Raw genomic sequence first — 22,470 nt, forward strand, 5'->3', positions numbered from 1 at the left:
AACAGGAGTGCTGCGCATCGGTCGCGCGCTCCCTATCTTTTATACAGGCTTCCCCCAGAAATGATGGACATCAACGAGATTCGCGAATACCTGCCCCACCGTTACCCGTTCCTGCTGGTGGACCGGGTCGTGGAGCTGGATATCGAGGGCCAGAGCATCACCGCCTACAAGAATGTCAGCATCAACGAGCCGTTCTTCAACGGCCACTTCCCGGCGCATCCGATCATGCCCGGCGTGCTGATCATCGAGGCAATGGCTCAGGCCGCGGGTATTCTCGGCTTCAAGATGCTCAACACCAAGCCGGCCGATGGCACCTTGTACTACTTCGTCGGCACCGACAAACTGCGCTTTCGCCAGCCGGTGCTGCCGGGCGATCAGCTGATCCTGGAAGCCAAATTCTTGCGCAAGAAAGGCCAGATCTGGCGGTTCTCCTGCCGTGCGCTGGTCGACGGCAAGCCGGTGTGCTCGGCTGAAATCGTCTGTGCGGAACGGGAACTATGAGTTTGATTGACCCTCGCGCGATCATCGATCCGTCGGCCGTACTGGCCGATGGCGTCGAAGTCGGCCCGTGGTCGATCGTGGGACCCGGTGTAGAGATCGGCGAGGGCACGGTGATCGGCCCGCATGTGGTGCTCAAGGGGCCGACGCGCCTGGGCAGGCATAACCGCATCTATCAGTTTTCGTCGGTGGGTGAAGACACCCCAGACCTGAAATACAAGGGCGAGGACACGCGCCTGGTGATCGGTGACCACAACGTCATCCGCGAAGGCGTGACCATCCACCGCGGTACCGTCCAGGACCGTGCGGAGACCACCCTGGGTGATCACAACCTGATCATGGCCTATGCCCACATCGGCCACGACAGCGTCATCGGCAACCACTGCATCCTGGTCAACAACACCGCGCTGGCGGGCCACGTGCATGTCGACGACTGGGCGATCCTGTCCGGGTTTACCCTGGTGCACCAGTTCTGCCACATTGGTGCCCACAGTTTTTCCGGCATGGGCACGGCCATTGGCAAGGACGTTCCGGCGTTCGTCACGGTGTTCGGCAACCCGGCCGAGGCGCGCAGCATGAACTTCGAAGGCATGCGCCGGCGCGGTTTCAGCGACGACGTGTTGCACGCGCTGCGCCGGGCCTACAAGGTGGTCTACCGCCAGGGCCTGACCGTGGAGCAGGCGGTGCTCGAGTTGACCGAGCCGGCGGCCAAATACCCCGAAGTGGCGGTTTTTCGCGACTCGATCATGCGTTCGACCCGCGGCATCACCCGCTGATGCTGGCGTCTGGTCCCTTGAAGGTCGCGTTGGTCGCCGGTGAAGCCAGCGGCGACATCCTCGGCGCCGGCCTGATGCGCGCGCTCAAGCAGCGCCATCCGCAGGTGCAGTTCATCGGTGTGGGTGGGCCGCTGATGGAAGCCCAGGGGCTGGTCTCGTACTTTCCCATGGAGCGCCTGGCCGTCATGGGCCTGGTTGAAGTGCTGGGCCGGCTGCGCGAGCTGCTGGCGCGGCGCAAGGCGCTGATCGCCACCTTGATCGGCGAGCGGCCGGACGTCTTCATCGGGATCGACGCCCCTGACTTCACCCTCAATATCGAACTCAGGCTGCGCCAGGCCGGGATCAAGTCGGTGCATTACGTCAGCCCGTCGGTCTGGGCCTGGCGGCAGAAGCGCGTGCTGAAGATCCGCGAGGGCTGCGACCTGATGCTCACGCTGTTTCCGTTCGAGGCGCGCTTTTACGAAGAGCAAGGCGTGCCGGTGCGTTTCGTCGGCCACACGCTGGCCGATGCCATCCCCCTGGAGGCCGACCGTGCGGCGGCCCGCGCGCAGATCGGCCTGCAGGCCGCAGGCACTGTCGTGGCGTTGATGCCGGGCAGCCGCGGCGGTGAAGTCGGCCGCCTCGGCGGCCTGTTCTTCGATGCGGCCGAGCGCCTGCTGGCCGTGCGTCCGGATGTGCACTTCGTGCTGCCGTGCGCCAACGCCAGCCGGCGCGCCCAGCTCGAAGCGCAGTTGAACGGCCGCGAGCTGCCGCTGACCTTGCTCGATGGCCAGTCGCACCTGGCCCTGGCTGCCTGCGACGCGGTATTGATCGCCTCGGGCACCGCCACCCTGGAAGCCTTGCTGTACAAGCGGCCAATGGTAGTGGCCTATCGCGTGGCACCGGTGACCTACTGGATCCTCAAGCGCATGGTCAAGAGCCCCTACGTGTCGCTGCCCAACCTGCTGGCCCAGCGGCTGCTGGTGCCCGAGTTGTTGCAGGATGCGGCCACGCCTGAGGCGCTGGTCGATACTCTGCTACCCTTGTTGGCCGATGGCAGTGTACAGACCGACAGTTTCGATGCGATTCACCGTACCTTGCGCCAGGATGCTTCCAATCAGGCGGCCGAGGCGGTGTTGAGCCTGATCGACGGAACCCTCCCATGAGCAGACAGATGGAAATGGGCCTGGACTTCGAACTGGTCGAAGAGCTGGTCTGCGGTGTCGACGAAGTCGGTCGCGGACCGCTGTGCGGCGCCGTGGTGACCGCTGCGGTGATCCTTGACCCGGCGCGGCCGATCCTTGGCCTCAATGACTCGAAAAAGCTCACAGAAGCCCGGCGCGAGTTGCTCTATGAAGAGATCACCGAAAAAGCCCTGAGCTGGTTCATCGCCCGTGCCGAAGTGGCCGAGATCGACTCGCTGAATATTCTCCACGCGACCATGCTCGCCATGCAGCGAGCGGTCGAGGGCCTGCACATCACCCCACGGCACGCCATGATCGACGGCAATCGTTGCCCGAACCTGCGCATTCCTGCCTCGGCGGTGGTCCAGGGCGATGCCAAGGTCCCTGCCATCGCCGCTGCGTCGATCCTTGCCAAGGTCAGCCGTGACCGTGAAATGACTGCTTTCGATTTGATCTATCCCGGCTACGGCATCGGCGCGCACAAGGGCTACCCAACCCCCGTTCATCTGGAAGCCTTGGCCCGCTTGGGCCCCACGCCCATTCACCGGCGCAGCTTCGCGCCGGTGCGGGCGGCGTACGAGGCGCGCTTCGATCTCGACGCAGATTTCGCAACGGTTTGACCGGCTGATGTTTTAACCAAGGCCCGGTACAATCCGGGCCTCGTCGTCTTTGCGCTGGCCGCTCTGCACAATCCATAGGGTCACAACAGGCCATAGGGTCACAACAGGATCAACATGTCGGTTTCCTTCGTTCACCTGAGATTGCACACCGAATATTCCCTGGTCGACGGCCTGGTGCGCATCAAGCCGCTGGTCAAGGCCCTGACTGGCCTGAACATGCCGGCGGTGGCAGTGACCGACCAGAACAACATGTGCTCGCTGGTGAAGTTCTACAAGGCGGCCATGGGCGCCGGCATCAAGCCGATCTGCGGCGCCGACCTGTGGCTGTCCAACCGCGACCCCGACGCGCCGCTGAGCCGCATCAGCCTGCTGGCGATGAACGCCGTGGGTTATCGCAACATCACCGAGCTGATCTCCCGCGGCTTCATCGACGGCCAGCGCAACGGCCAGGTGATCATCGAACGCGAGTGGGTGGCCGAGGCCAGCGAAGGCGTGATTTGCCTGTCGGCGGCCAAGGAGGGCGAGATCGGCCGCGCGCTCCTCGACGGCAACCCCGCCGAGGCCGAGCGCCTGCTGGGCGAGTGGATGGCGGTGTTCCCGCAAAGGTTCTACGTCGAAGTGCAGCGCACCGACCGCGCCAACGATGAAGAACACCTGCACCTGGCGGTTGAGCTGGCCGACCGGCTGGGCGCGCCACTGGTGGCCACCAACGACGTACGGTTCATTCGCCAGGAAGATTTCGAAGCTCACGAGACCCGTGTGTGCATCGGTGAGGGCAGGGCGCTCGACGATCCGCGCCGCTCGAAGAACTACAGCGACCAGCAATATCTGAAAAGCGCCGAGGAAATGGCCGAGCTGTTCAGCGATCTGCCCGAGGCGCTGGCCAACACTGTCGAGATCGCCAAGCGCTGCAACATCGAGGTCAAGCTGGGCAAGCACTTCCTGCCTGACTACCCGATCCCGGATGGCATGACCATCGACGAGTATTTCCGCAAGGTCTCGTTCGATGGCCTAGAAGACCGCCTGCGCGTGCTGCTGCCCCGCGATACCACCGAAGACTATGACGCCCGGCGCCAGGTGTATGTCGACCGGCTTAATTTCGAACTCGACATCATCATCCAGATGGGCTTTCCCGGCTATTTCCTGATCGTGATGGACTTCATCCAGTGGGCCAAGAACAACGGCGTTCCAGTGGGCCCCGGGCGCGGGTCGGGTGCCGGTTCGCTGGTGGCCTACGTGCAGAAGATCACCGATCTCGACCCGCTGGAATACGACCTGCTGTTCGAGCGCTTCCTCAACCCCGAGCGGGTCTCCATGCCCGACTTCGACGTCGACTTCTGCATGGACGGTCGCGATCGGGTCATCGACTACGTGGCCGAGAAATACGGGCGCAACGCGGTGAGCCAGATCATCACCTTCGGTTCCATGGCGGCCAAGGCGGTGGTGCGCGACGTGGCGCGGGTACAGGGCAAGTCCTATGGCCTGGCCGACCGACTGTCCAAGATGATCCCGTTCGAAGTCGGCATGACCCTGGAAAAGGCCTATGAGCAGGAAGAAATCCTGCGCGATTTCATCAAGGTCGATGAAGAGGCCGCAGAAATCTGGGAGATGGCGCGCAAGCTCGAAGGCGTGGTGCGCAACGTCGGCAAGCACGCCGGCGGCGTGGTCATCGCGCCGACCAAGCTCACCGATTTCTCGCCCATCTACTGCGACGAGGCCGGTGATGGCCTGGTGACCCAGTTCGACAAGGACGACGTCGAGGCCGCCGGCCTGGTCAAGTTCGACTTCCTTGGCCTGCGCACCCTGACCATCATCGACTGGGCGCTGAAGACCATCAATCGCGACCGCGCCAAGGTCGGCGAAGAGCCGCTGGACATCGCCTTCATCCCTCTCGACGACAAGCCGACCTACTCGCTGCTGCAGAAGGCCGAGACCACTGCCGTGTTCCAGCTCGAGTCGCGGGGCATGAAGGAGCTGATCAAGAAGCTCAAGCCCGACTGTCTCGAAGACCTCATCGCCCTGGTGGCGCTGTTCCGCCCAGGCCCGCTGCAGTCGGGCATGGTAGACGACTTCATCAACCGCAAGCACGGCCGCGCCGAGCTGGCCTACCCGCACTCCGACTACCAGTACGAGGGTCTCAAGCCGGTGCTGGCGCCGACTTACGGCATCATCCTGTACCAGGAACAGGTGATGCAGATCGCCCAGGTCATGGCCGGCTACACCCTGGGTGGCGCCGACATGCTGCGCCGTGCCATGGGTAAAAAGAAACCCGAGGAGATGGCCAAGCAGCGCGGTGGTTTCATCGAGGGCTGCGCCGGCAATGGCATCGACGCCGACCTTGCGGGCAACATTTTCGACCTGGTGGAAAAGTTCGCCGGCTACGGCTTCAACAAATCCCACTCCGCCGCCTATGGCCTGGTGTCGTACCAAACCGCTTGGTTGAAGGCGCACTACCCAGCGCCGTTCATGGCCGCCGTGCTCTCGGCGGATATGCACAACACCGACAAGGTCGTGACCTTGATCGAGGAAGTGCGCACCATGAAGCTGCGCCTCGACGCGCCGGACGTGAACACCTCGGACTTCAAGTTCACGGTCAACGACGAGGGCCGTATCGTCTATGGCCTAGGCGCGATCAAAGGCGTGGGTGAGGGGCCGGTGGAGGCTATCATCGGTGCCCGTGAAGCTGGGCCGTTCACCGACCTGTTCGACTTCTGCAGCCGCGTCGACCTCAAGCGCATCAACAAGCGTACCCTCGACGGCCTGATCCGCAGCGGCGCACTGGACCGTCTGGGGCCGTACTTCCACGACGAGCCCAAGCAGTACCAGGCCAACATCGACCGCAACCGCGCCGTGCTACTGGCGGCCATGGAGGAGGCCATCAAGGCCGCCGAGCAGACGGCTCGTACCCATGACAGCGGGCATGCCGACCTCTTTGGCGGGTTGTTCGTCGAGGAAGACGCCGACGTCTACGCCAACCATCGCAAGGCCAAGGACCTGACGCTCAAGGAGCGCCTGCGCGGCGAGAAGGAAACCCTGGGCCTGTACCTCACCGGCCACCCGATCGACGAATACGAAGGCGAAATCCGCCGCTTCGCCCGTCAACGCATCATCGACCTGAAACCGGCCCGCGACACCCAGACGGTGGCCGGCATGGTTATCGCCCTGCGCGTGATGAAGAACAAGAAAGGCGACAAGATGGGCTTCATCACCCTCGACGACCGTTCCGGGCGCATCGAGGCCTCGCTGTTCGCCGACGCCTTCATGTCCGCGCAGTCGCTGCTGCAGACCGACGCCATGGTGGTGGTAGAGGGCGAGGTCAGCAACGATGACTTCTCCGGCGGCCTGCGCCTGCGGGTCAAACGGGTGATGAGCATGGAAGACGCGCGCACCAACCTGGCCGAGAGCCTGCGCCTGAAGGTGCGTGCCGAGGCGCTCAAGGGCGACCGGCTGGTCTGGCTGGGCGATCTGTGCAAGCGCCATCGCGGCGCCTGCCCGATCACCATGGATTACACCGGCACCGACGCCAAGGCCATGCTGCAGTTCGGCGAAGGCTGGCGCATCGACCCGGCCGACAGCTTGATTCAAGCGCTGCGTGACCAGTTCGGACGTGAGAACGTCTTTCTGCAATATCGTTGAAACCTGGCACCCGGCCAGCGGTCCTTTCTAGACCAGGCCGGGTGCGCACGTGCAACGTCAATTATTAAACTCGACCTGAATGCGCCAGTTCCTTTAAGGTATGGCGCCAAACGGATCAACCGGCCGGCCGCCTGGCCGTCGACCCAAGACGGAAGACTATGAACCCGAATTTTCTTGATTTCGAACAGCCGATCGCTGACCTGCAGGCCAAGATCGAAGAATTGCGCCTGGTGGGCAACGACAACTCGCTGAACATCGGCGACGAGATCTCCCGCCTGCAGGACAAAAGCAGCACGCTGACCGAAAGCATCTTCGGCAATCTGACCAGCTGGCAGATCGCACGGCTGGCGCGTCACCCGCGTCGCCCGTACACACTGGACTACATCCAGCACATCTTCACCGAGTTCGACGAACTGCACGGCGACCGGCACTTCTCCGATGACGCTGCCATTGTCGGTGGCATCGCCCGCCTGAACGACCAGCCGGTGATGGTCATCGGTCACCAGAAAGGCCGCGAAGTGCGCGAGAAGGTTCGCCGCAACTTCGGCATGCCGCGCCCCGAAGGCTACCGCAAAGCCTGCCGCCTGATGGAAATGGCCGAGCGCTTCAAGATGCCGATCCTGACCTTCATCGATACCCCGGGCGCCTATCCCGGCATCGACGCTGAAGAGCGCAACCAGAGCGAAGCGATCGCCTGGAACCTGCGGGTCATGGCGCGGCTCAAGACCCCGATCATTGCTACCGTCATCGGCGAAGGCGGCTCCGGCGGCGCCTTGGCCATTGGCGTCTGCGACCAGCTGAACATGCTGCAATACTCCACCTACGCGGTGATCTCGCCAGAAGGCTGCGCCTCTATCCTGTGGAAAACCGCCGAGAAGGCGCCGGACGCCGCCGAGGCCATGGGTATCACTGCCGAGCGCCTCAAAGGCCTGGGCATCGTCGACAAGGTGATCGGCGAGCCTTTGGGCGGCGCGCACCGTGACCCGGTCGCCGCGTCCGCGTCGATCCGCGCCGAATTGACCGCGCAACTGGAAATGCTCAAGGGCTTCGACACCGAAGCCTTGCTCAAGCGCCGTTACGACCGGTTGATGAGCTACGGCCTGTAACCTCGGAAACACTTGCGGGCTTTGCCCGCTCTCACCGTGTGAGGCCACTGCATGTGAGAGCGGGCCAAGCCCGCGAGAGGCCACCAGGCCGGTTCCAGCGTTCGGGAAGAGGAAACGGCAATGCTCGAACACCTCACCGCCTACCTACAGGCCCCCCGCTGGCACGTCGCCTTTTCCGGCGGCCTCGACTCCACGGTGCTCCTGCACCAGCTGGCGCAGCTTTCCCGCCGGCAGCTGCTGCCCAGCCTCCACGCCATCCATGTGCACCACGGCCTGCAAGCGGCGGCCGATGCCTGGCCGGCCCATTGCCAGACGGTCTGCGATGGTCTCGGCATCCCGCTGACCATTGTCTGCGTCAAGGTGCAGCCGGGCGCCAGCCTCGAACAGGCGGCACGCGATGCGCGCTATCAGGCATTTTGCCAAATCCTGCAACCCGGTGAGCTGCTGCTCACTGCCCAGCATCGCGACGACCAGGCCGAAACCCTGCTGTTTCGCCTGCTGCGTGGCAGCGGCGTGCGCGGCCTGGCCGGCATGCCGCGGCAGCGGCCGCTGGGGCAGGGGACCTTGCTCAGGCCATTGCTGGAACAGTCGCGCGGGCAACTGGAAAGGTACGCGCACGCGCACGGCCTGAGCGCCGTCGAGGACCCCAGCAATGGCGACCTCGGCTTTGCACGCAACTACCTGCGCCATGCCGTCCTGCCGACTCTCCGGCAACGCTGGCCCCAGGCCACGGCCACCCTGGCGCGCACCAGTGAACACCTGCGTGAGGCCCTGGAGTTGCTCGAAGAGGTCGCCGGGGATGACCTGCGTGCCGCCAGCACGCCCAGTGCCTGGCCCTGGCTACAGCTGCCGTCGCTGGCCCTGGCGCCGCTGCGCGAGCTGTCCGCCGCGCGCCAGCGCAATGCCTTGCAAACCTGGCTGGCCGCCCGTACGCGGCTGCCCGACGCGCGTCATTGGCAGGGTTGGGAAAACCTGCGCGACGCGGCCGCCGATGCAGCACCTCACTGGGTGCTGGGCGATGGCCAGCTGCAGCGCGGTGCCGAGCGCCTGTGGTGGCTCAGCGGGGCCTGGTTGCGCCCGGTGGCCGCAGGTGGCGCCTGGCCCGATCCGCAGACCCCCCTGCAATTGGCGGACAACGGTACCGTCCGCCTCAGCGGTACGCCGGCGCAGGGGAGGCTCAGCATCGGTTATCGCCAGGGGGGAGAAACCTTGCTGCTGCCGAGCCGCGGTCGCCGCGATCTCAAGCGCCTGCTCAACGAAGCGGCGTTGCCAGGCTTCGTTCGCAGCCGCCTGCCGCTGCTGTTCATCGACGGCCAGCTGCACGCCGTGGCCAACCTCGGCTTGAGCGCCAGCGCGGTGCAACTGCACTGGACACCACCGACGAACGCGCAACGTTTGAGATGAAACGCTGTTTCCGGTAGACTACGCTCCCTTCTTGATACAACTTCTGTGGGTTCTCCCGAACCACCAGTGGTTGCTGGTTGCCAGGCACTTTTCAACGGAAAAGGTCGGGCAATCGGGGGCTTCGGCCTTCCTTCGCTTTCCCAGGCGGCTAAACCGCCTTAACGCAGACTTCTAGGGTTTTTCATGACGCGCTACATCTTCGTCACGGGCGGTGTTGTTTCTTCATTGGGGAAAGGCATTGCCTCGGCTTCATTGGCGGCCATCCTGGAGGCGCGGGGGCTCAAGGTCACCATGCTCAAACTGGATCCGTACATCAACGTCGACCCAGGCACCATGAGCCCCTTCCAGCACGGTGAGGTGTTCGTCACCCACGATGGCGCCGAGACCGACCTGGACCTGGGTCACTACGAGCGGTTCATCCGCACCACCATGACCCAGAACAACAACTTCACCACCGGCCGTGTCTACGAGCACGTGCTGCGCAAGGAGCGCCGTGGTGACTACCTGGGCGCGACCATCCAGGTCATCCCGCACATCACCGATGAAATCAAGCGCCGCATCATCAAGGGCGCCGGCGACGCCGACGTGGCCATGGTCGAGATCGGCGGCACGGTAGGCGACATCGAGTCGCAACCCTTCCTGGAAGCCATCCGCCAGCTGCGTTTCGAAGTCGGCTCCAAGCGCGCCATGCTGATGCACCTGACCCTGGTGCCGTACATCGCCACGGCCGGTGAGACCAAGACCAAGCCCACCCAGCACTCGGTCAAGGAGCTGCGCTCCATCGGCCTGCAGCCTGACGTGCTGGTGTGCCGCTCGGATCACCCGATCGACGTGTCGTCGCGGCGCAAGATCGCCCAGTTCACCAACGTCGAAGAGCGCGCGGTGATCGCCCTGGAAGACGCCGACACCATCTACAAGATCCCCGGCATCCTGCACTCCCAGGGCCTGGACGATTTCGTCGTAGAGCGTTTCGGCCTGCAGTGCGGTACTGCCGACCTGTCCGAGTGGGACAAGGTGGTCGACGCCAAGCTCAACCCTGAGCATGAAGTGACCATCGCCATGGTCGGCAAGTACATGGAACTGCTCGACGCCTACAAGTCGTTGATCGAGGCCATGAGCCACGCCGGCATCAGCAACCGCACCAAGGTCAATCTGCGCTACATCGATTCCGAAGACATCGAGAACCAGGGCACCGGCCTGCTGGAGGGCGTGGACGCCATTCTGGTGCCGGGCGGCTTCGGTCTGCGCGGCGTCGAGGGCAAGATCACCGCCGTGCAGTTCGCTCGCGAAAACAAGGTGCCCTACCTGGGTATCTGTCTGGGCATGCAGGTGGCGGTCATCGAATTCGCCCGTAACGTCATGGGCTGGAAAGACGCCAACTCCACCGAATTCGACCGCAGCAGTGGCCACCCGGTGGTCGGTCTGATCACCGAGTGGGCAGATGCCACCGGCGCCGTCGAAGTGCGCACCGAGGCCTCCGACCTGGGTGGCACCATGCGCCTGGGCGCTCAGGAGTGCCAGCTGGAGACCGGTTCCAAGGTCTTCGACTGCTACGCCAAGGAAGTCATCGTCGAGCGTCATCGTCACCGCTATGAAGTGAACAACAACCTGCTGCCGCAGCTGCTGGAAGCCGGCATGATCGTTTCCGGTCGGTCGGGAGACGGCGCGCTGGTGGAAGTGGTCGAGGCGCAGGACCATCCGTGGTTTGTGGCGTGCCAGTTCCACCCTGAGTTCACCTCGACGCCGCGTGATGGCCACCCGCTTTTCAGCGGCTTCGTCAAGGCAGCGCTTGCCCAACACCAGAAGAAGGCCTGACCCATGGCTCAGAAGACGATCCGCGTCGGCAACATCGACATCGCCAACGACAAGCCCATGGTGCTGTTCGGTGGCATGAACGTGCTCGAGTCCCGCGACATGGCGCTCAAGGTCTGCGAAGAATACGTGCGGGTCACCGAAAAGCTCGGTATCCCCTACGTATTCAAGGCCAGCTTCGACAAGGCCAACCGTTCTTCGGTGACCTCCTACCGCGGCCCGGGTCTGGAAGAAGGCCTGCGGATTTTCGAAGAGATCAAGCGCACCTTCAACGTGCCGCTGATCACCGACGTGCACGAGCCTCATCAGGCCGCCCCGGTGGCCGAGGTCTGCGACATCATCCAGCTGCCGGCTTTCCTCTCGCGGCAGACCGACCTGGTGGTGGCCATGGCCAAGACCAACGCGGTGATCAATATCAAGAAGGCGCAGTTTCTCGCGCCCCACGAGATGAAACACATCCTCGCCAAGTGCGAGGAGGCCGGCAACGATCAGTTGATCCTCTGTGAGCGCGGTTCGAGCTTTGGCTACAACAACCTGGTGGTCGACATGCTCGGCTTCGGCATCATGAAGTCGTTCGAATACCCGGTGTTCTTCGACGTCACCCACTCGCTGCAGATGCCCGGTGGCCGCGCCGACTCGGCCGGTGGTCGCCGCGCCCAGGTCACCGACCTGGCCAAGGCGGGCATCAGCCAGAGCCTGGCCGGGTTGTTCCTCGAGGCCCACCCGGACCCCGACCACGCCAAGTGCGACGGCCCCTGTGCCCTGCGCCTGGACAAGCTGGAACCCTTCCTTGGCCAACTCAAGGCTCTGGACGCATTGGTGAAGAGTTTTCCACCGATAGAGACCGCTTGACCGGAAAACTTCGGTAACATTGTCCCGAATATCGCTCTGGCCCGGCAGTTCTTGTGGGCCCGGGCTCGCCCTGGAAGGCTGCCGCATGACTTTCCGGGTTGGCCTGGTCGCACAATAACAAGGCGCCGCAACGTTCTAGCTAACCTTGGAGTGTTCATAACAATGGCAAAAATCGTCGACATCAAAGGTCGTGAAGTACTCGACTCCCGTGGCAACCCCACCGTGGAGGCCGATGTACTTCTGGACAACGGCATCATCGGCAGCGCCTGTGCACCGTCCGGTGCCTCCACCGGTTCGCGCGAAGCGCTGGAACTGCGTGATGGCGACAAGAGCCGTTATCTGGGCAAGGGCGTTCTCAAGGCGGTCGGCAACATCAACGGCCCGATCCGTGATGCACTGCTGGGCAAGGATCCCGTGGACCAGAAAGCCCTGGACCGCATCATGATCGACCTGGACGGTACCGAAAACAAAGGCAATCTGGGCGCCAACGCGATCCTCGCCGTGTCCCTGGCCGCCGCCAAGGCTGCTGCCCAGGACCAGGACCTGCCGCTGTACGCGCACATCGCCAACCTCAACGGCACTCCGGGCGTCTACTCCATGCCGGTACCGATGATGAACATCATCAACGGCGGCGAGCACGCCGACAACAACGTCGACATCCAGGAGTTCATGATCCAGCCGGTCGGCGCCAAGAGCTTCTCCGACGCGCTGCGCATGGGCACCGAGATTTTCCACCACCTCAAGGCCGTGCTCAAAGGCCGTGGCCTGAGCACTGCTGTCGGTGACGAGGGCGGTTTCGCCCCTGACCTGGCCTCCAACGAAGACGCGCTGTCGGCCATCGCCGAAGCCGTGGCCAAGGCCGGCTACAAGTTGGGCACCGACGTGACCCTGGCACTGGACTGCGCGGCGAGCGAGTTCTACAAGGATGGCGTCTATGACCTGGCCGGCGAAGGCCACAAGTTCGACGCCGCCGGTTTCGCCGACTACCTGGCAGGGCTGACCGAGCGTCATCCGATCATCTCGATCGAAGACGGCCTGGACGAGTCCGACTGGGCTGGCTGGAAAATCCTCACCGACAAGATCGGCGAGAAGATCCAACTGGTGGGCGACGATCTGTTCGTCACCAACACCAGGATCCTCAAGGAAGGCATCGACAAGAAGATCGCCAACTCGATCCTGATCAAGTTCAACCAGATCGGCACCTTGAGCGAAACCCTCGAAGCCATCCAGATGGCCAAGGCCGCCGGTTACACGGCGGTGATTTCGCACCGCTCCGGTGAAACCGAAGACTCGACCATCGCCGACCTGGCTGTCGGTACCGCCGCCGGCCAGATCAAGACCGGTTCGCTGTGCCGTTCCGATCGCGTCTCCAAGTACAACCAACTGCTGCGCATCGAAGAGCAGCTGGGCGCCAAGGCCGTATATAACGGTCGTGCCGAGTTTCGCGGTTAAGCCGAAGATGGTAAAAAGACCGCTGCGTTGATTGAAACATCTGCATAGGCCCGGTTATCCGGGTCTTTGCCATAAGTCTGCGCTTGGCGTGGCTGTCTTTTTACAACGGATATCGTGATGCGCAGTCCTAATTGGTTGTTCCTTGTCCTGCTCTTGCTGCTCGGCGGTTTGCAGTATCGTCTGTGGGTGGGCAACGGCAGCCTCAAGCAAGTGGCCGAACTCCAGGCGCAAATCGCCAGCCAGCATTCCGAGAACGAGCAGTTGCTCGAGCGCAATCGCGTGCTCGATGCCGAAGTGGCGGAATTGAAGAAAGGCATGGAAACCGTCGAAGAGCGTGCCCGCCACGAGCTGGGCATGGTCAAGGGCGGCGAAACCCTTTATCAGCTAGCACAGTGACCCTGACTACGTGACAACCCCTTCTTCCCCTGGCTTCTGGGCCGTTGTCCCGGCAGCCGGCGTCGGCGCGCGCATGGCCGCCGACCGCCCCAAGCAGTACCTGCCCCTGGGCAGGCAAACCATCATCGAGCATAGCCTCGACTGTTTTCTCGGCCACCCCGGCCTCAAGGGGCTGGTGGTCAGCCTGGCCGCAGACGATCCGTTCTGGCCCACCCTGGCGATCGCCCACGACCCCCGCGTGCAGCGAGTAGCCGGCGGTTTGCAGCGCGCCGACTCGGTGCTCAACGCCTTGCTCTACCTGCACGGCAATGGCGCCAGCGATGACGACTGGGTGTTGGTGCACGATGCGGCGCGGCCCAACCTGGCCCGTGCCGACCTCGACAAGTTGCTCGACGAGCTGGCCGCAGATGCCGTCGGCGGTCTGCTCGCGGTGCCGTCGCGTGACACCCTCAAGCGTGCCGATGCCAGCGGCCGCGTGCTCGAGACGGTGGACCGCAGCGCCATCTGGCAAGCCTTCACCCCGCAGATGTTCCGCCTCGGGCCGCTGCATCGAGCGCTGGCCGACAGCCTGGTCGCCGACGTCGCCATCACCGACGAAGCTTCGGCGATGGAATGGGCAGGGTACTCACCGCGTTTGATCGAAGGCCGCGGCGACAACATCAAGATCACCCGGCCGGAAGATCTTGAATGGCTCCGCTCGCGCTGGGATATGCAGGGTTAAGGATTGTCGACGCGATATTCCGGCCTGCCAGCCAGGCCCTCGCGCAGATGATCCACCAGCCGCCTGACCTTCGGGGACAGGTGCCGTTGCTGCGGATACAGCCCCCACACCGCCGTATCGGGCGGTTGATGGGTTTCGAGTAAAGACACCAGCGCGCCGCTGTGCAGATGTCCCTGCACGTAATAGTCCGGCAACTGGCATAAGCCTACCCCCAATAACGCCGCCTCGAGTACCGCCTGGCCGCTGTTGCAGCGCCAGTTGCCGGCCACCCGCTGGGTCGCGTCGCGGCCGTCCTGTACCAGTTGCCATGCATCCGAGCTGCCTACCAGGCAATTGTGCCGGGCCAGCTCGGAGAGGCTGTGCGGCCGGCCGTAGCGCTCCAGATACGCCGGCGAGGCGCACAGGTATAGACGCCGTGGTGCCAGGCGGACCGCCACCAGCCGCGAATCCTGCAGGCGGCCCAGGCGAATGGCCAGGTCCATGCCTTCGTGCAGCAGGTCGAGAGGGCGGTTGCTCAGTTCGATGTCCACCCGCAGCTGCGGGTGCAAGGCCATGAAACGGGTCACCAGTGGCACGATGAAACGCTCGCCGTAGGCCACCGCACAGGTCATGCGCAGCAGCCCCTTGGGCTCGCCGCCCAGATCACTGACGGCACGCAGGGCTTCTTCGCGGCTGTCCTGCAGGCGCCGACAGTGGTGCAGAAAGGTTTCGCCGGCCTCGGTCAGGCTCACTCGGCGGGTGCTGCGGTACAGCAGGCGAGTCTGCAGGCGATCCTCCAGCCGGGCCACTTGGCGGCTGATGTGTGAAGACGACACGCCCAGCCGTTCGGCCGCCGCCGTGAACTGGCTGGATTCGGCGACGGCGACAAACTCGTCGATGCCTTCCCAGAGGTTGTCCATGGATTGTCCCTGCTCGGCAATAATGTTTTGCGATGCGCTGGATTATTCATCAAAAGCTGATGAATTACACTGCTGGACTCTACTGTCCTGCTGGAGCCCTGCTCATGATCAAGTCCCGTGCCGCCGTTGCCTTCGAGGCCAAGAAGCCACTGGAAATCGTCGAGGTCGACGTCGCCATGCCCAAGGCTGGCGAAGTACTGCTGCGCGTGGTGGCTTCCGGGGTCTGCCACACCGATGCCTACACCCTATCGGGCGCCGACCCGGAAGGCATCTTCCCGTCGATTCTGGGCCATGAAGGCGGCGCCATCGTCGAAGCCATCGGCGAAGGCGTGACCTCGCTCGCCGTGGGCGACCACGTGATTCCGCTGTACACGGCCGAATGCCGTCAATGCAAATTCTGCCTGTCGGGCAAGACCAACCTTTGTCAGGCGGTGCGCGCTACCCAAGGCAAGGGCCTGATGCCCGATGGCTCCAGCCGCTTCTCCTACAAAGGTCAGCCGATTTTCCACTACATGGGCACCTCGACCTTCTCCGAGTACACCGTGCTGCCGGAAATCTCCGTGGCCAAGATCCAGAAAGAAGCGCCGCTGGAAAAAGTCTGCCTGCTGGGTTGCGGCGTCACCACCGGCATCGGTGCCGTGCTCAGCACCGCCAAGGTCAAGCCGGGCGATACCGTTGCCATCTTCGGCCTGGGTGGCATCGGCCTGTCGGCCGTGATCGGCGCAGTCAAGGCCAAGGCCAGCCGCATCATCGCCATTGACATCAACCCGGCCAAGTTCGAGATCGCCAGACAATTGGGCGCCACCGACTGCGTCAACCCGAAAGACTTCGACCGGCCGATCCAGGAAGTCATCGTCGACATGACCGACGGTGGCGTGGACTTCTCGTTCGAATGCATCGGCAACGTGCAACTGATGCGCGCGGCCCTGGAGTGCTGTCACAAAGGCTGGGGTGAATCGGTGATCATCGGCGTCGCCGGCGCCGGCCAGGAAATCTCCACCCGTCCGTTCCAGCTGGTCACCGGCCGCGTCTGGCGCGGTTCGGCTTTTGGTGGCGTGCGTGGCCGTACCGAACTGCCAAGCTACGTCGACATGGCCGAGAAGGGCGAAATCCCGCTGGACACCTTCATCACTCACACCATGGGCCTGGAAGACATCAACAAGGCGTTCGACCTGATGCACGAAGGCAAGAGCATCCGCTCGGTCATCCACTTCTGAGGAACCTTGCCATGAGCCTGGAAAATCTCTCCAGCCAGAAGAGCTTTGGCGGCTGGCACAAGCGCTACCGGCATGCGTCCAAGGTGCTGGGCTGCGATATGACCTTCGCCGTGTACCTGCCGCCGCAGGCCGAGCTGAATGACCGCTTGCCGGTGCTGTACTGGCTCTCGGGCCTGACCTGCACCGATGAGAACTTCATGCAGAAGGCCGGAGCGCATCGGTTGGCGGCGCAGCTTGGGCTGATCATCGTGGCGCCCGACACCAGCCCGCGTGGCAGCGACGTGCCGGGTGACCCGGACGGCGCCTGGGATTTCGGCCTCGGCGCTGGCTTCTATGTCAATGCCACCGAACAGCCTTGGGCGCGGCATTACCGTATGCACGACTATGTCGTGCATGAGCTCCCGGCGCTGGTCGAGGCGCACTTTCCGGCGTCGCAGAGCCGCTCCATCAGCGGCCATTCCATGGGCGGCCATGGCGCGCTGGTTTGCGCCTTGCGCAATCCTGGGCGTTACCGCTCGGTGTCGGCGTTCGCGCCGATCAGCAATCCGATGGACTGCCCCTGGGGCCAGAAGGCTTTTTCGCGTTTCCTGGGCGAGGATCGTGCGCGTTGGCGCGAATGGGATGCCTGTGCCTTGATCGCTCAGGCGAGCGAAAAGCTGCCGCTGCTGGTGGATCAGGGCGATCGCGACGATTTCCTCACCACCCAGCTCAAGCCCGAGGCCCTGGTGCAGGCCTGTAATCAGGCGGGAGTGGCGTTGGAATTGCGCTTGCAACCGGGGTATGACCATAGCTACTACTTCATCGCCAGCTTTATCGATGACCATCTGCGGCATCATGCGCAGGCTTTGAAAGGCTAGGGCATCGGCGCTGCGGCGACTACCTTGAAAAGCGCGGCTTTTGATCTGGCTTTTGATCTGGCTTTTGATCTGGCTTTTGATCTGGCTTTTGATCTGGCTTTTGATCTGGCTTTTGATCTGGCTTTTGATCTGGCTTTTGATCTTGATCTGCCGCGACTTCAGCAGGCCGACTGAAGCAGCGCGGGAGTGGTGGCGCGAGGCAGGAGCCGAGCGAGCGCCGCGCGGCCAGGGACGGCCGCTCGGCGCGTACGCCACGGAGCGATGCGTAAGGAGGGAACCCGTAACGTAGCGTAGCGAAGTGCAGGGCCAATGAATGGAGCGGAGGCCTTTTGCTTACTTTTGGGCCTTTCCAAAAGTAAGACGCCGTAAGGGCGGAAAGGTGATGTTGCACCACCCTAGCAAATGGATTAGCTTAGAAATCAACGGGTCGCTACTGCAATGTTGGAGCTTATCCGGCATCTTCAACGCGGCCGAAGGCCCCTTTCGCTCTTACAGCGACTTACTTTTGGAAAGGCCCAAAAGTAAGCAAAAGGCCTCCGCTCCATTCATTGGCCCTACGCTTCGCTCCGGGTTCCCTCACTCCACATCGCTCCGTGGCGTACGCGCCGAGCGGCCGTCCCTGGCCGCGCGGCGCTCGCTCGGCTCCTGCCTCGCGCCACCACTCCCGCGCTGTTCCGTTCGGCCTGCTGAAGTCGCGGTAGATCAAGATCAAGATCAAGATCAAGATCAAAAGCAGATCAAGATCAAAAGCCAGATCAAGATCAAGAGCCGCATCTGAAGCAAAGCAGATAACAAGCCGATCGCAATCGGATCTGACGGGGGGCTCCTATCGCGAGCTCGCTGCGACCAGCCTGGCTCTGGATAGCGCAACATTCGCACCGACAAGGTAGAATCACGCCCTGACTCAATCGGGGCGTTCTTTTTTATGCGTATTGGCCACGGCTACGATGTGCACCGTTTCACCCAAGGCGAATTCATCACGCTGGGCGGCGTCAAGATCGCCCATACGTTCGGCCTGCTGGCGCACTCCGATGGCGACGTGCTGTTGCATGCCCTGAGCGACGCCTTGCTCGGCGCTGCAGCGCTAGGTGACATCGGCAAGCATTTCCCCGACACCGACCCCCAGTTCAAGGGCGCCGACAGCCGCGTGCTGCTGCGACACGTGGTCGCGATCGTGGCTGCCAAAGGTTGGAAGGTCGGCAACGTCGACGCCACCATCGTCGCCCAGGCGCCGAAAATGGCGCCGCACATCGAGGCCATGCGTGCCTGCATCGCCAGTGATCTGCAGATCGACCTCGATCAGGTCAACGTCAAGGCGACCACCACTGAAAAGCTCGGCTTTACCGGCCGTGAAGAAGGCATTGCGGTACACGCCGTCGCCTTGTTGCTGCGCCCATGACCGAACTCGAACTGCTGGGCCCACGGGCCTGCGGCCCGGCCCTGGGCAGCGCAGTGCTCAAGGCCAGTGCCGAAGACTTCCAGGTCGACGAAGTGCTCGATATCCCCCTCAGCGGTGTCGGCGAGCACCTCTGGCTATGGGTCGAGAAGCGCAACCTCAACACCGAGGAAGCGGCGCGCCGCCTGGCCAAGGCCGCTGGCGTGCCGCTGCGCACGGTCAGCTACGCCGGCCTGAAGGATCGCCAGGCCTTGACCCGGCAATGGTTCAGCCTGCACCTGCCAGGCAAGGCCGACCCCGACCTGGGCGCTGCCGAGGATGCCACGCTGAGCATCATCAAGCGCACCCGGCACTCGCGCAAACTGCAGCGCGGGGCGCATTCGGCCAACGGGTTCACCCTGCGCCTGACCAACCTGGCCGCCGACCACAGCGCGCTCGACCAGCGCCTGGAGCAACTGAAGCAGACCGGCGTACCGAATTATTTCGGCACCCAGCGCTTCGGCTGGCAAGGTGGCAACCTGGTCGAAGCGCGGCATTGGGCTGAACGCGGCGCCCTGCCTGAGCAGCGCAATGTGCGTTCGCGGCTGCTGTCCACCGCGCGCAGCTACCTGTTCAACCAGATCCTCGCTGCACGCGTGGCGCAAAGCGACTGGAACCGGGCGCAGGTCGGCGACCTGTTGGCGTTTACCGACAGCCGCAGCTTCTTCCCGGCCGGCGTTGCCGAGTGCAGTGATCCGCGCCTGGCCATCCTCGACCTGCACCCTACCGGCGCACTGTGGGGCGAGGGTCAATCACCGGCGGGCGGCAGCGTGCAAGCGCTGGAGCAGGGGGTCGGATTGCGCGAGTCAGCGCTGGCGACCTGGCTTGCGAATGCGGGCATGGCGCACGAACGTCGCATCCTGCGGCTGCCCATTGGTGGATTGTCGTGGCATTATCCCGGGCCTGACATTCTGCAACTGGAATTCGTCCTGCCGGCCGGATGCTTCGCCACCGTCGTGGTGCGTGAACTCATCGATCTGGTTTCGGCAGGGCAGACGGACAGCTCATGCGTATTCTGATATCCAACGACGACGGGGTCAGCGCTCCCGGTCTCGCCGCGCTTCATGCTGCGCTGGCCGATTATGCCGAGTGTTCCGTGGTGGCCCCTGACGGTGACCGCAGCGGCTCGAGCAGCTCGCTGACCATCGATCGTCCGCTGCACCCGCACGCCTTGCCCAACGGCTTTATTAGCCTCAACGGCACGCCGACCGACTGCGTGCACCTGGGCCTCAACGGCCTGCTGCCCGAGGAACCGCACATGGTGGTGGCCGGGATCAACCTGGGGGCCAATCTGGGCGACGACGTGCTGTACTCAGGCACCGTAGCCGCAGCCCTGGAAGGGCGCTTTCTGGGTGCCACCTCGCTGGCGTTCTCGCTGGTGTCGCGCCAGACCGAGCACTTGCCCACGGCCGCGCATTTCGCCCGCCTGTTGGTCGAGGCCCAGGCGCAGTGGCAGCTGCCACCGCGCACGGTGCTTAACGTCAATATCCCCAACCTGCCATTGGATCGCGTGCGCGGCGTCGTGCTGACCCGCCTGGGTCACCGCGCCCGCGCCGCACGGCCCAACTACGTGGTCGACCCGCGCGGCAAGCCGGGTTACTGGATCGCCGCTGCCGGCGACGCCGAGGATGGCGGCGAGGGCACGGATTTTCACGCTGTGCTCCAAGGCTATGTGTCGGTTACGCCATTGCACCTGGATCGCACCTTTCACGAGGCGTTCGGCGCGCTGGAAGGTTTGCTGGAGGGGCTGCACTGATGCGTGAGCAAGACGACCTGCAGCGCCGCGGCATCGGCATGACCTCGCAGCGTACCCGCGAGCGGCTGATCCAGCGGCTGTACGAGGAAGGGTTGACCAACACCCGCGTGCTCGACGTGATCAGGCGCACCCCGCGCCACCTGTTCGTCGACGAGGCGCTGGCCCATCGCGCCTATGAAGATACCGCGCTGCCGATCGGGCACAACCAGACCATCTCGCAACCTTATATGGTTGCGCGCATGAGCGAGCTGCTGCTGGCAGCGGGCCCACTGGACAAGGTCATGGAAATCGGCACCGGTTCGGGTTACCAGACCGCCGTGCTGGCGCAGTTGGTGGAGCGGGTGTTTTCCGTGGAGCGCATCAAGGTCCTGCAGGACCGCGCCAAGGAGCGCCTGGTCGAGCTGAACCTGCGCAACGTGGTGTTTCGCTGGGGGGACGGCTGGGAAGGCTGGCCGGCGCTGGCGCCCTACAACGGCATCATTGTCACGGCGGTCGCGGCCGATGTGCCCCAGGCCCTGCTCGACCAATTGGCGCCCGGTGGCCGCATGGTCATTCCGGTGGGCTCCGGCGAGGTGCAGCAATTGATGCTTATCGTGCGCGAAGAGCATGGCTTTGCCCGTCATGTGCTAGGAGCGGTGCGCTTCGTGCCGTTGCTCAACGGGCCTCTGGCTTGAGCCACGGTCATTGATTGCCACTGAATTCGTCTGATGCGCGCGTGTCTGAGGGGCTGCACGGTAAAATAATGTATTGAATTATCTTACCAGTGCCATCCTCTTCGATAGCGAATCGTTATAATTGCGCCACTATATTTTGCATAAATTCATCACCAGGAAAGGGAGCGGCGGGTGAGTCTCACAGTCAATCGGCAGCGTGTGCGACGGTTCGCACGGACAGGTTCAAGCTTCAAGCTTCTGACGACTGGCCTTGTCCTTGCCCTGACCTTGGTAGGCTGCGCCAGCGCACCGTCCAATGGCGTGCGCGTGGTCGACCGCAGCAACGGTGGTGCCACTGGCAGCGCTCCAGCCCGGGCAGCGGCGGCCACCACGCCACAACGCCCTATGGTCACCACCGGGCAGTACGTAGTGCGCCGTGGCGACACGCTGTATTCCATCGCCTTTCGTTACGGCTGGGACTTCAAGGCCCTCGCCGAACGCAACAGGATCGCACCGCCCTATACCCTGTACCTTGGCCGAGTCATCCGCTTCGATGGCGGTTCCGGCACCGCCCCTGCGGCGGCGCCACGCACCGAGATCGCCGCAGCGCCAGGCTCGACTTCAACCGTTACCTCCAGCTCCACGCCTTCTTCTTCACTGAAGACAACGGTCATTCGTCGGCCCATCGTTGCGGCTCCGGCTGTTGCTACTGGTACGCCCGTGCCATCCTCAACTGTGGCGCCGAGCACCAACCCCGTCCCAGCCGGAGAACGGCTGGCGGGCAACTGGGCATGGCCGGCTAATGGCACTTTGATCGGGAAATTTGCTTCAAACGGTAGTTTGAATAAAGGAATTGATATCGCCGGGGATTTGGGACAGCCTGTTTTTGCCGCGTCTGATGGATCGGTGGTTTACGCTGGGAGTGGCTTGCGGGGCTACGGCGAACTGATCATCATCAAACACGGCGACACCTACGTCAGCGCCTACGGTCACAACCGCAGGCTCTTGGTTCGGGAGGGGCAGCAGGTCAAAGTCGGGCAGACGATTGCCGAAATGGGTTCTACGGGTACTGACCGTGTGAAGCTGCACTTTGAAATCCGCCGTCAGGGCAAACCTGTGGATCCGTTGCAATTTCTGCCGCGTCGGTGATTTGTTGTCAGCCTGTTCCTGTACGTAGAAGGGGACAGGCTCCAGCGTAGCCAAGGAAAACGGCAGCG

At 63.5% G+C, this 22,470-nt stretch carries 21 protein-coding genes; 20 read left to right on the plus strand and 1 reads right to left on the minus strand.

The window, feature by feature from the left end:
- The first annotated feature begins 60 nt into the window (after nt 1-60).
- The 12 genes from fabZ to ispD all read left to right on the plus strand — a co-directional run bounded on the left by fabZ (nt 61) and on the right by ispD (nt 14,436).
- Nucleotides 61-501 (plus strand): 3-hydroxyacyl-ACP dehydratase FabZ, encoded by a 441-nt coding sequence (gene fabZ, locus SFA35_RS06700; protein WP_320576478.1) that lies wholly within the window; start codon nt 61-63, stop codon nt 499-501.
- Nucleotides 498-1,274 (plus strand): acyl-ACP--UDP-N-acetylglucosamine O-acyltransferase, encoded by a 777-nt coding sequence (lpxA, locus tag SFA35_RS06705; RefSeq protein WP_320576480.1) that lies wholly within the window; start codon nt 498-500, stop codon nt 1,272-1,274. The genes fabZ and lpxA overlap by 4 nt, the downstream gene beginning before the upstream one ends.
- Nucleotides 1,275-1,276: 2 nt before the next feature.
- Nucleotides 1,277-2,419 (plus strand): lipid-A-disaccharide synthase, encoded by a 1,143-nt coding sequence (gene lpxB, locus SFA35_RS06710; RefSeq protein ID WP_320578885.1) that lies wholly within the window; start codon nt 1,277-1,279, stop codon nt 2,417-2,419.
- An 8-nt stretch (nt 2,420-2,427) separates the two neighbouring features.
- Entirely contained in the window at nt 2,428-3,057 is a 630-nt protein-coding gene (gene rnhB / locus SFA35_RS06715; RefSeq protein WP_320578886.1) for a ribonuclease HII, read from the plus strand.
- A gap of 114 nt (nt 3,058-3,171) precedes the next feature.
- Nucleotides 3,172-6,693, plus strand: coding sequence for a DNA polymerase III subunit alpha (dnaE, locus tag SFA35_RS06720; RefSeq protein WP_320576482.1), 3,522 nt, complete (start codon nt 3,172-3,174; stop codon nt 6,691-6,693).
- 158 nt (nt 6,694-6,851) lie between these two features.
- A complete protein-coding gene (locus SFA35_RS06725; RefSeq protein ID WP_320576483.1) occupies nt 6,852-7,799 on the plus strand; it encodes an acetyl-CoA carboxylase carboxyltransferase subunit alpha in 948 nt (315 codons plus the stop codon).
- 120 nt (nt 7,800-7,919) lie between these two features.
- Entirely contained in the window at nt 7,920-9,203 is a 1,284-nt protein-coding gene (tilS, locus tag SFA35_RS06730; RefSeq protein ID WP_320576485.1) for a tRNA lysidine(34) synthetase TilS, read from the plus strand.
- A 183-nt stretch (nt 9,204-9,386) separates the two neighbouring features.
- The gene (locus tag SFA35_RS06735; protein ID WP_320576487.1) at nt 9,387-11,018 is read left to right on the plus strand and encodes a CTP synthase; all 1,632 of its coding nucleotides are present in this window, start codon (nt 9,387-9,389) and stop codon (nt 11,016-11,018) included.
- Between the two features lie 3 nt (nt 11,019-11,021).
- Nucleotides 11,022-11,867: a 3-deoxy-8-phosphooctulonate synthase gene (kdsA, locus tag SFA35_RS06740; protein ID WP_320576489.1), complete on the plus strand. Its 846-nt coding sequence runs from the start codon at nt 11,022-11,024 to the stop codon at nt 11,865-11,867.
- Nucleotides 11,868-12,029: 162 nt separating this feature from the next.
- The gene (gene eno, locus SFA35_RS06745) at nt 12,030-13,319 is read left to right on the plus strand and encodes a phosphopyruvate hydratase (RefSeq protein WP_320576491.1); all 1,290 of its coding nucleotides are present in this window, start codon (nt 12,030-12,032) and stop codon (nt 13,317-13,319) included.
- Nucleotides 13,320-13,436: 117 nt separating this feature from the next.
- On the plus strand, nt 13,437-13,715 hold the full coding sequence (gene ftsB / locus SFA35_RS06750) for a cell division protein FtsB (RefSeq protein WP_320576497.1): 279 nt from the start codon (nt 13,437-13,439) through the stop codon (nt 13,713-13,715).
- A gap of 73 nt (nt 13,716-13,788) precedes the next feature.
- Nucleotides 13,789-14,436, plus strand: a complete 648-nt coding sequence (ispD, locus tag SFA35_RS06755) for a 2-C-methyl-D-erythritol 4-phosphate cytidylyltransferase (RefSeq protein WP_320578888.1) — start codon at nt 13,789-13,791, stop codon at nt 14,434-14,436.
- Here ispD and SFA35_RS06760 read toward each other — a convergent pair.
- Nucleotides 14,433-15,335: a LysR family transcriptional regulator gene (locus SFA35_RS06760; RefSeq protein ID WP_320576499.1), complete on the minus strand. Its 903-nt coding sequence runs from the start codon at nt 15,333-15,335 to the stop codon at nt 14,433-14,435. The two genes, ispD and SFA35_RS06760, sit on opposite strands and share 4 nt — an antisense overlap.
- A gap of 104 nt (nt 15,336-15,439) precedes the next feature.
- Here SFA35_RS06760 and SFA35_RS06765 point away from each other — a divergent pair, with 104 nt between their 5' ends.
- The 8 genes from SFA35_RS06765 to SFA35_RS06800 all read left to right on the plus strand — a co-directional run bounded on the left by SFA35_RS06765 (nt 15,440) and on the right by SFA35_RS06800 (nt 22,402).
- Nucleotides 15,440-16,552 (plus strand): S-(hydroxymethyl)glutathione dehydrogenase/class III alcohol dehydrogenase, encoded by a 1,113-nt coding sequence (locus SFA35_RS06765; RefSeq protein WP_320576501.1) that lies wholly within the window; start codon nt 15,440-15,442, stop codon nt 16,550-16,552.
- A gap of 11 nt (nt 16,553-16,563) precedes the next feature.
- A complete protein-coding gene (gene fghA, locus SFA35_RS06770; protein WP_320576504.1) occupies nt 16,564-17,409 on the plus strand; it encodes an S-formylglutathione hydrolase in 846 nt (281 codons plus the stop codon).
- A 24-nt stretch (nt 17,410-17,433) separates the two neighbouring features.
- Entirely contained in the window at nt 17,434-17,583 is a 150-nt protein-coding gene (locus tag SFA35_RS06775; RefSeq protein WP_320576506.1) for a hypothetical protein, read from the plus strand.
- A gap of 751 nt (nt 17,584-18,334) precedes the next feature.
- A complete protein-coding gene (gene ispF, locus SFA35_RS06780; protein WP_320576508.1) occupies nt 18,335-18,808 on the plus strand; it encodes a 2-C-methyl-D-erythritol 2,4-cyclodiphosphate synthase in 474 nt (157 codons plus the stop codon).
- The gene (gene truD / locus SFA35_RS06785) at nt 18,805-19,863 is read left to right on the plus strand and encodes a tRNA pseudouridine(13) synthase TruD (protein WP_320576510.1); all 1,059 of its coding nucleotides are present in this window, start codon (nt 18,805-18,807) and stop codon (nt 19,861-19,863) included. Before ispF ends, truD begins: the two co-directional genes overlap by 4 nt.
- The gene (gene surE, locus SFA35_RS06790; RefSeq protein ID WP_320576512.1) at nt 19,851-20,600 is read left to right on the plus strand and encodes a 5'/3'-nucleotidase SurE; all 750 of its coding nucleotides are present in this window, start codon (nt 19,851-19,853) and stop codon (nt 20,598-20,600) included. Before truD ends, surE begins: the two co-directional genes overlap by 13 nt.
- Before the next feature lie 38 nt (nt 20,601-20,638).
- Complete coding sequence (locus tag SFA35_RS06795) at nt 20,639-21,274, plus strand: protein-L-isoaspartate(D-aspartate) O-methyltransferase (protein ID WP_320578891.1); 636 nt, start codon at nt 20,639-20,641, stop codon at nt 21,272-21,274.
- Between the two features lie 171 nt (nt 21,275-21,445).
- On the plus strand, nt 21,446-22,402 hold the full coding sequence (locus tag SFA35_RS06800; protein ID WP_320576514.1) for a peptidoglycan DD-metalloendopeptidase family protein: 957 nt from the start codon (nt 21,446-21,448) through the stop codon (nt 22,400-22,402).
- Nucleotides 22,403-22,470 lie beyond the last annotated feature (68 nt).

The sequence above is a fragment of the Pseudomonas sp. HR96 genome (genome assembly GCF_034059295.1).
GTDB lineage: Bacteria > Pseudomonadota > Gammaproteobacteria > Pseudomonadales > Pseudomonadaceae > Aquipseudomonas.

Bases quoted from the DNA above. Each gene is read 5' to 3' on its own strand.
- fabZ (WP_320576478.1), top strand. From the start codon at position 61: ATGATGGACATCAACGAGATTCGCGAATACCTGCCCCACCGTTACCCG.
- lpxA (WP_320576480.1), top strand. From the start codon at position 498: ATGAGTTTGATTGACCCTCGCGCGATCATCGATCCGTCGGCCGTACTG.
- rnhB (WP_320578886.1), top strand. From the start codon at position 2,428: ATGGAAATGGGCCTGGACTTCGAACTGGTCGAAGAGCTGGTCTGCGGT.
- dnaE (WP_320576482.1), top strand. From the start codon at position 3,172: ATGTCGGTTTCCTTCGTTCACCTGAGATTGCACACCGAATATTCCCTG.
- SFA35_RS06725 (WP_320576483.1), top strand. From the start codon at position 6,852: ATGAACCCGAATTTTCTTGATTTCGAACAGCCGATCGCTGACCTGCAG.
- tilS (WP_320576485.1), top strand. From the start codon at position 7,920: ATGCTCGAACACCTCACCGCCTACCTACAGGCCCCCCGCTGGCACGTC.
- SFA35_RS06735 (WP_320576487.1), top strand. From the start codon at position 9,387: ATGACGCGCTACATCTTCGTCACGGGCGGTGTTGTTTCTTCATTGGGG.
- kdsA (WP_320576489.1), top strand. From the start codon at position 11,022: ATGGCTCAGAAGACGATCCGCGTCGGCAACATCGACATCGCCAACGAC.
- eno (WP_320576491.1), top strand. From the start codon at position 12,030: ATGGCAAAAATCGTCGACATCAAAGGTCGTGAAGTACTCGACTCCCGT.
- ftsB (WP_320576497.1), top strand. From the start codon at position 13,437: ATGCGCAGTCCTAATTGGTTGTTCCTTGTCCTGCTCTTGCTGCTCGGC.
- ispD (WP_320578888.1), top strand. From the start codon at position 13,789: ATGGCCGCCGACCGCCCCAAGCAGTACCTGCCCCTGGGCAGGCAAACC.
- SFA35_RS06760 (WP_320576499.1), bottom strand. From the start codon at position 15,335: ATGGACAACCTCTGGGAAGGCATCGACGAGTTTGTCGCCGTCGCCGAA.
- SFA35_RS06765 (WP_320576501.1), top strand. From the start codon at position 15,440: ATGATCAAGTCCCGTGCCGCCGTTGCCTTCGAGGCCAAGAAGCCACTG.
- fghA (WP_320576504.1), top strand. From the start codon at position 16,564: ATGAGCCTGGAAAATCTCTCCAGCCAGAAGAGCTTTGGCGGCTGGCAC.
- ispF (WP_320576508.1), top strand. From the start codon at position 18,335: ATGCGTATTGGCCACGGCTACGATGTGCACCGTTTCACCCAAGGCGAA.
- truD (WP_320576510.1), top strand. From the start codon at position 18,805: ATGACCGAACTCGAACTGCTGGGCCCACGGGCCTGCGGCCCGGCCCTG.
- surE (WP_320576512.1), top strand. From the start codon at position 19,851: ATGCGTATTCTGATATCCAACGACGACGGGGTCAGCGCTCCCGGTCTC.
- SFA35_RS06795 (WP_320578891.1), top strand. From the start codon at position 20,639: ATGACCTCGCAGCGTACCCGCGAGCGGCTGATCCAGCGGCTGTACGAG.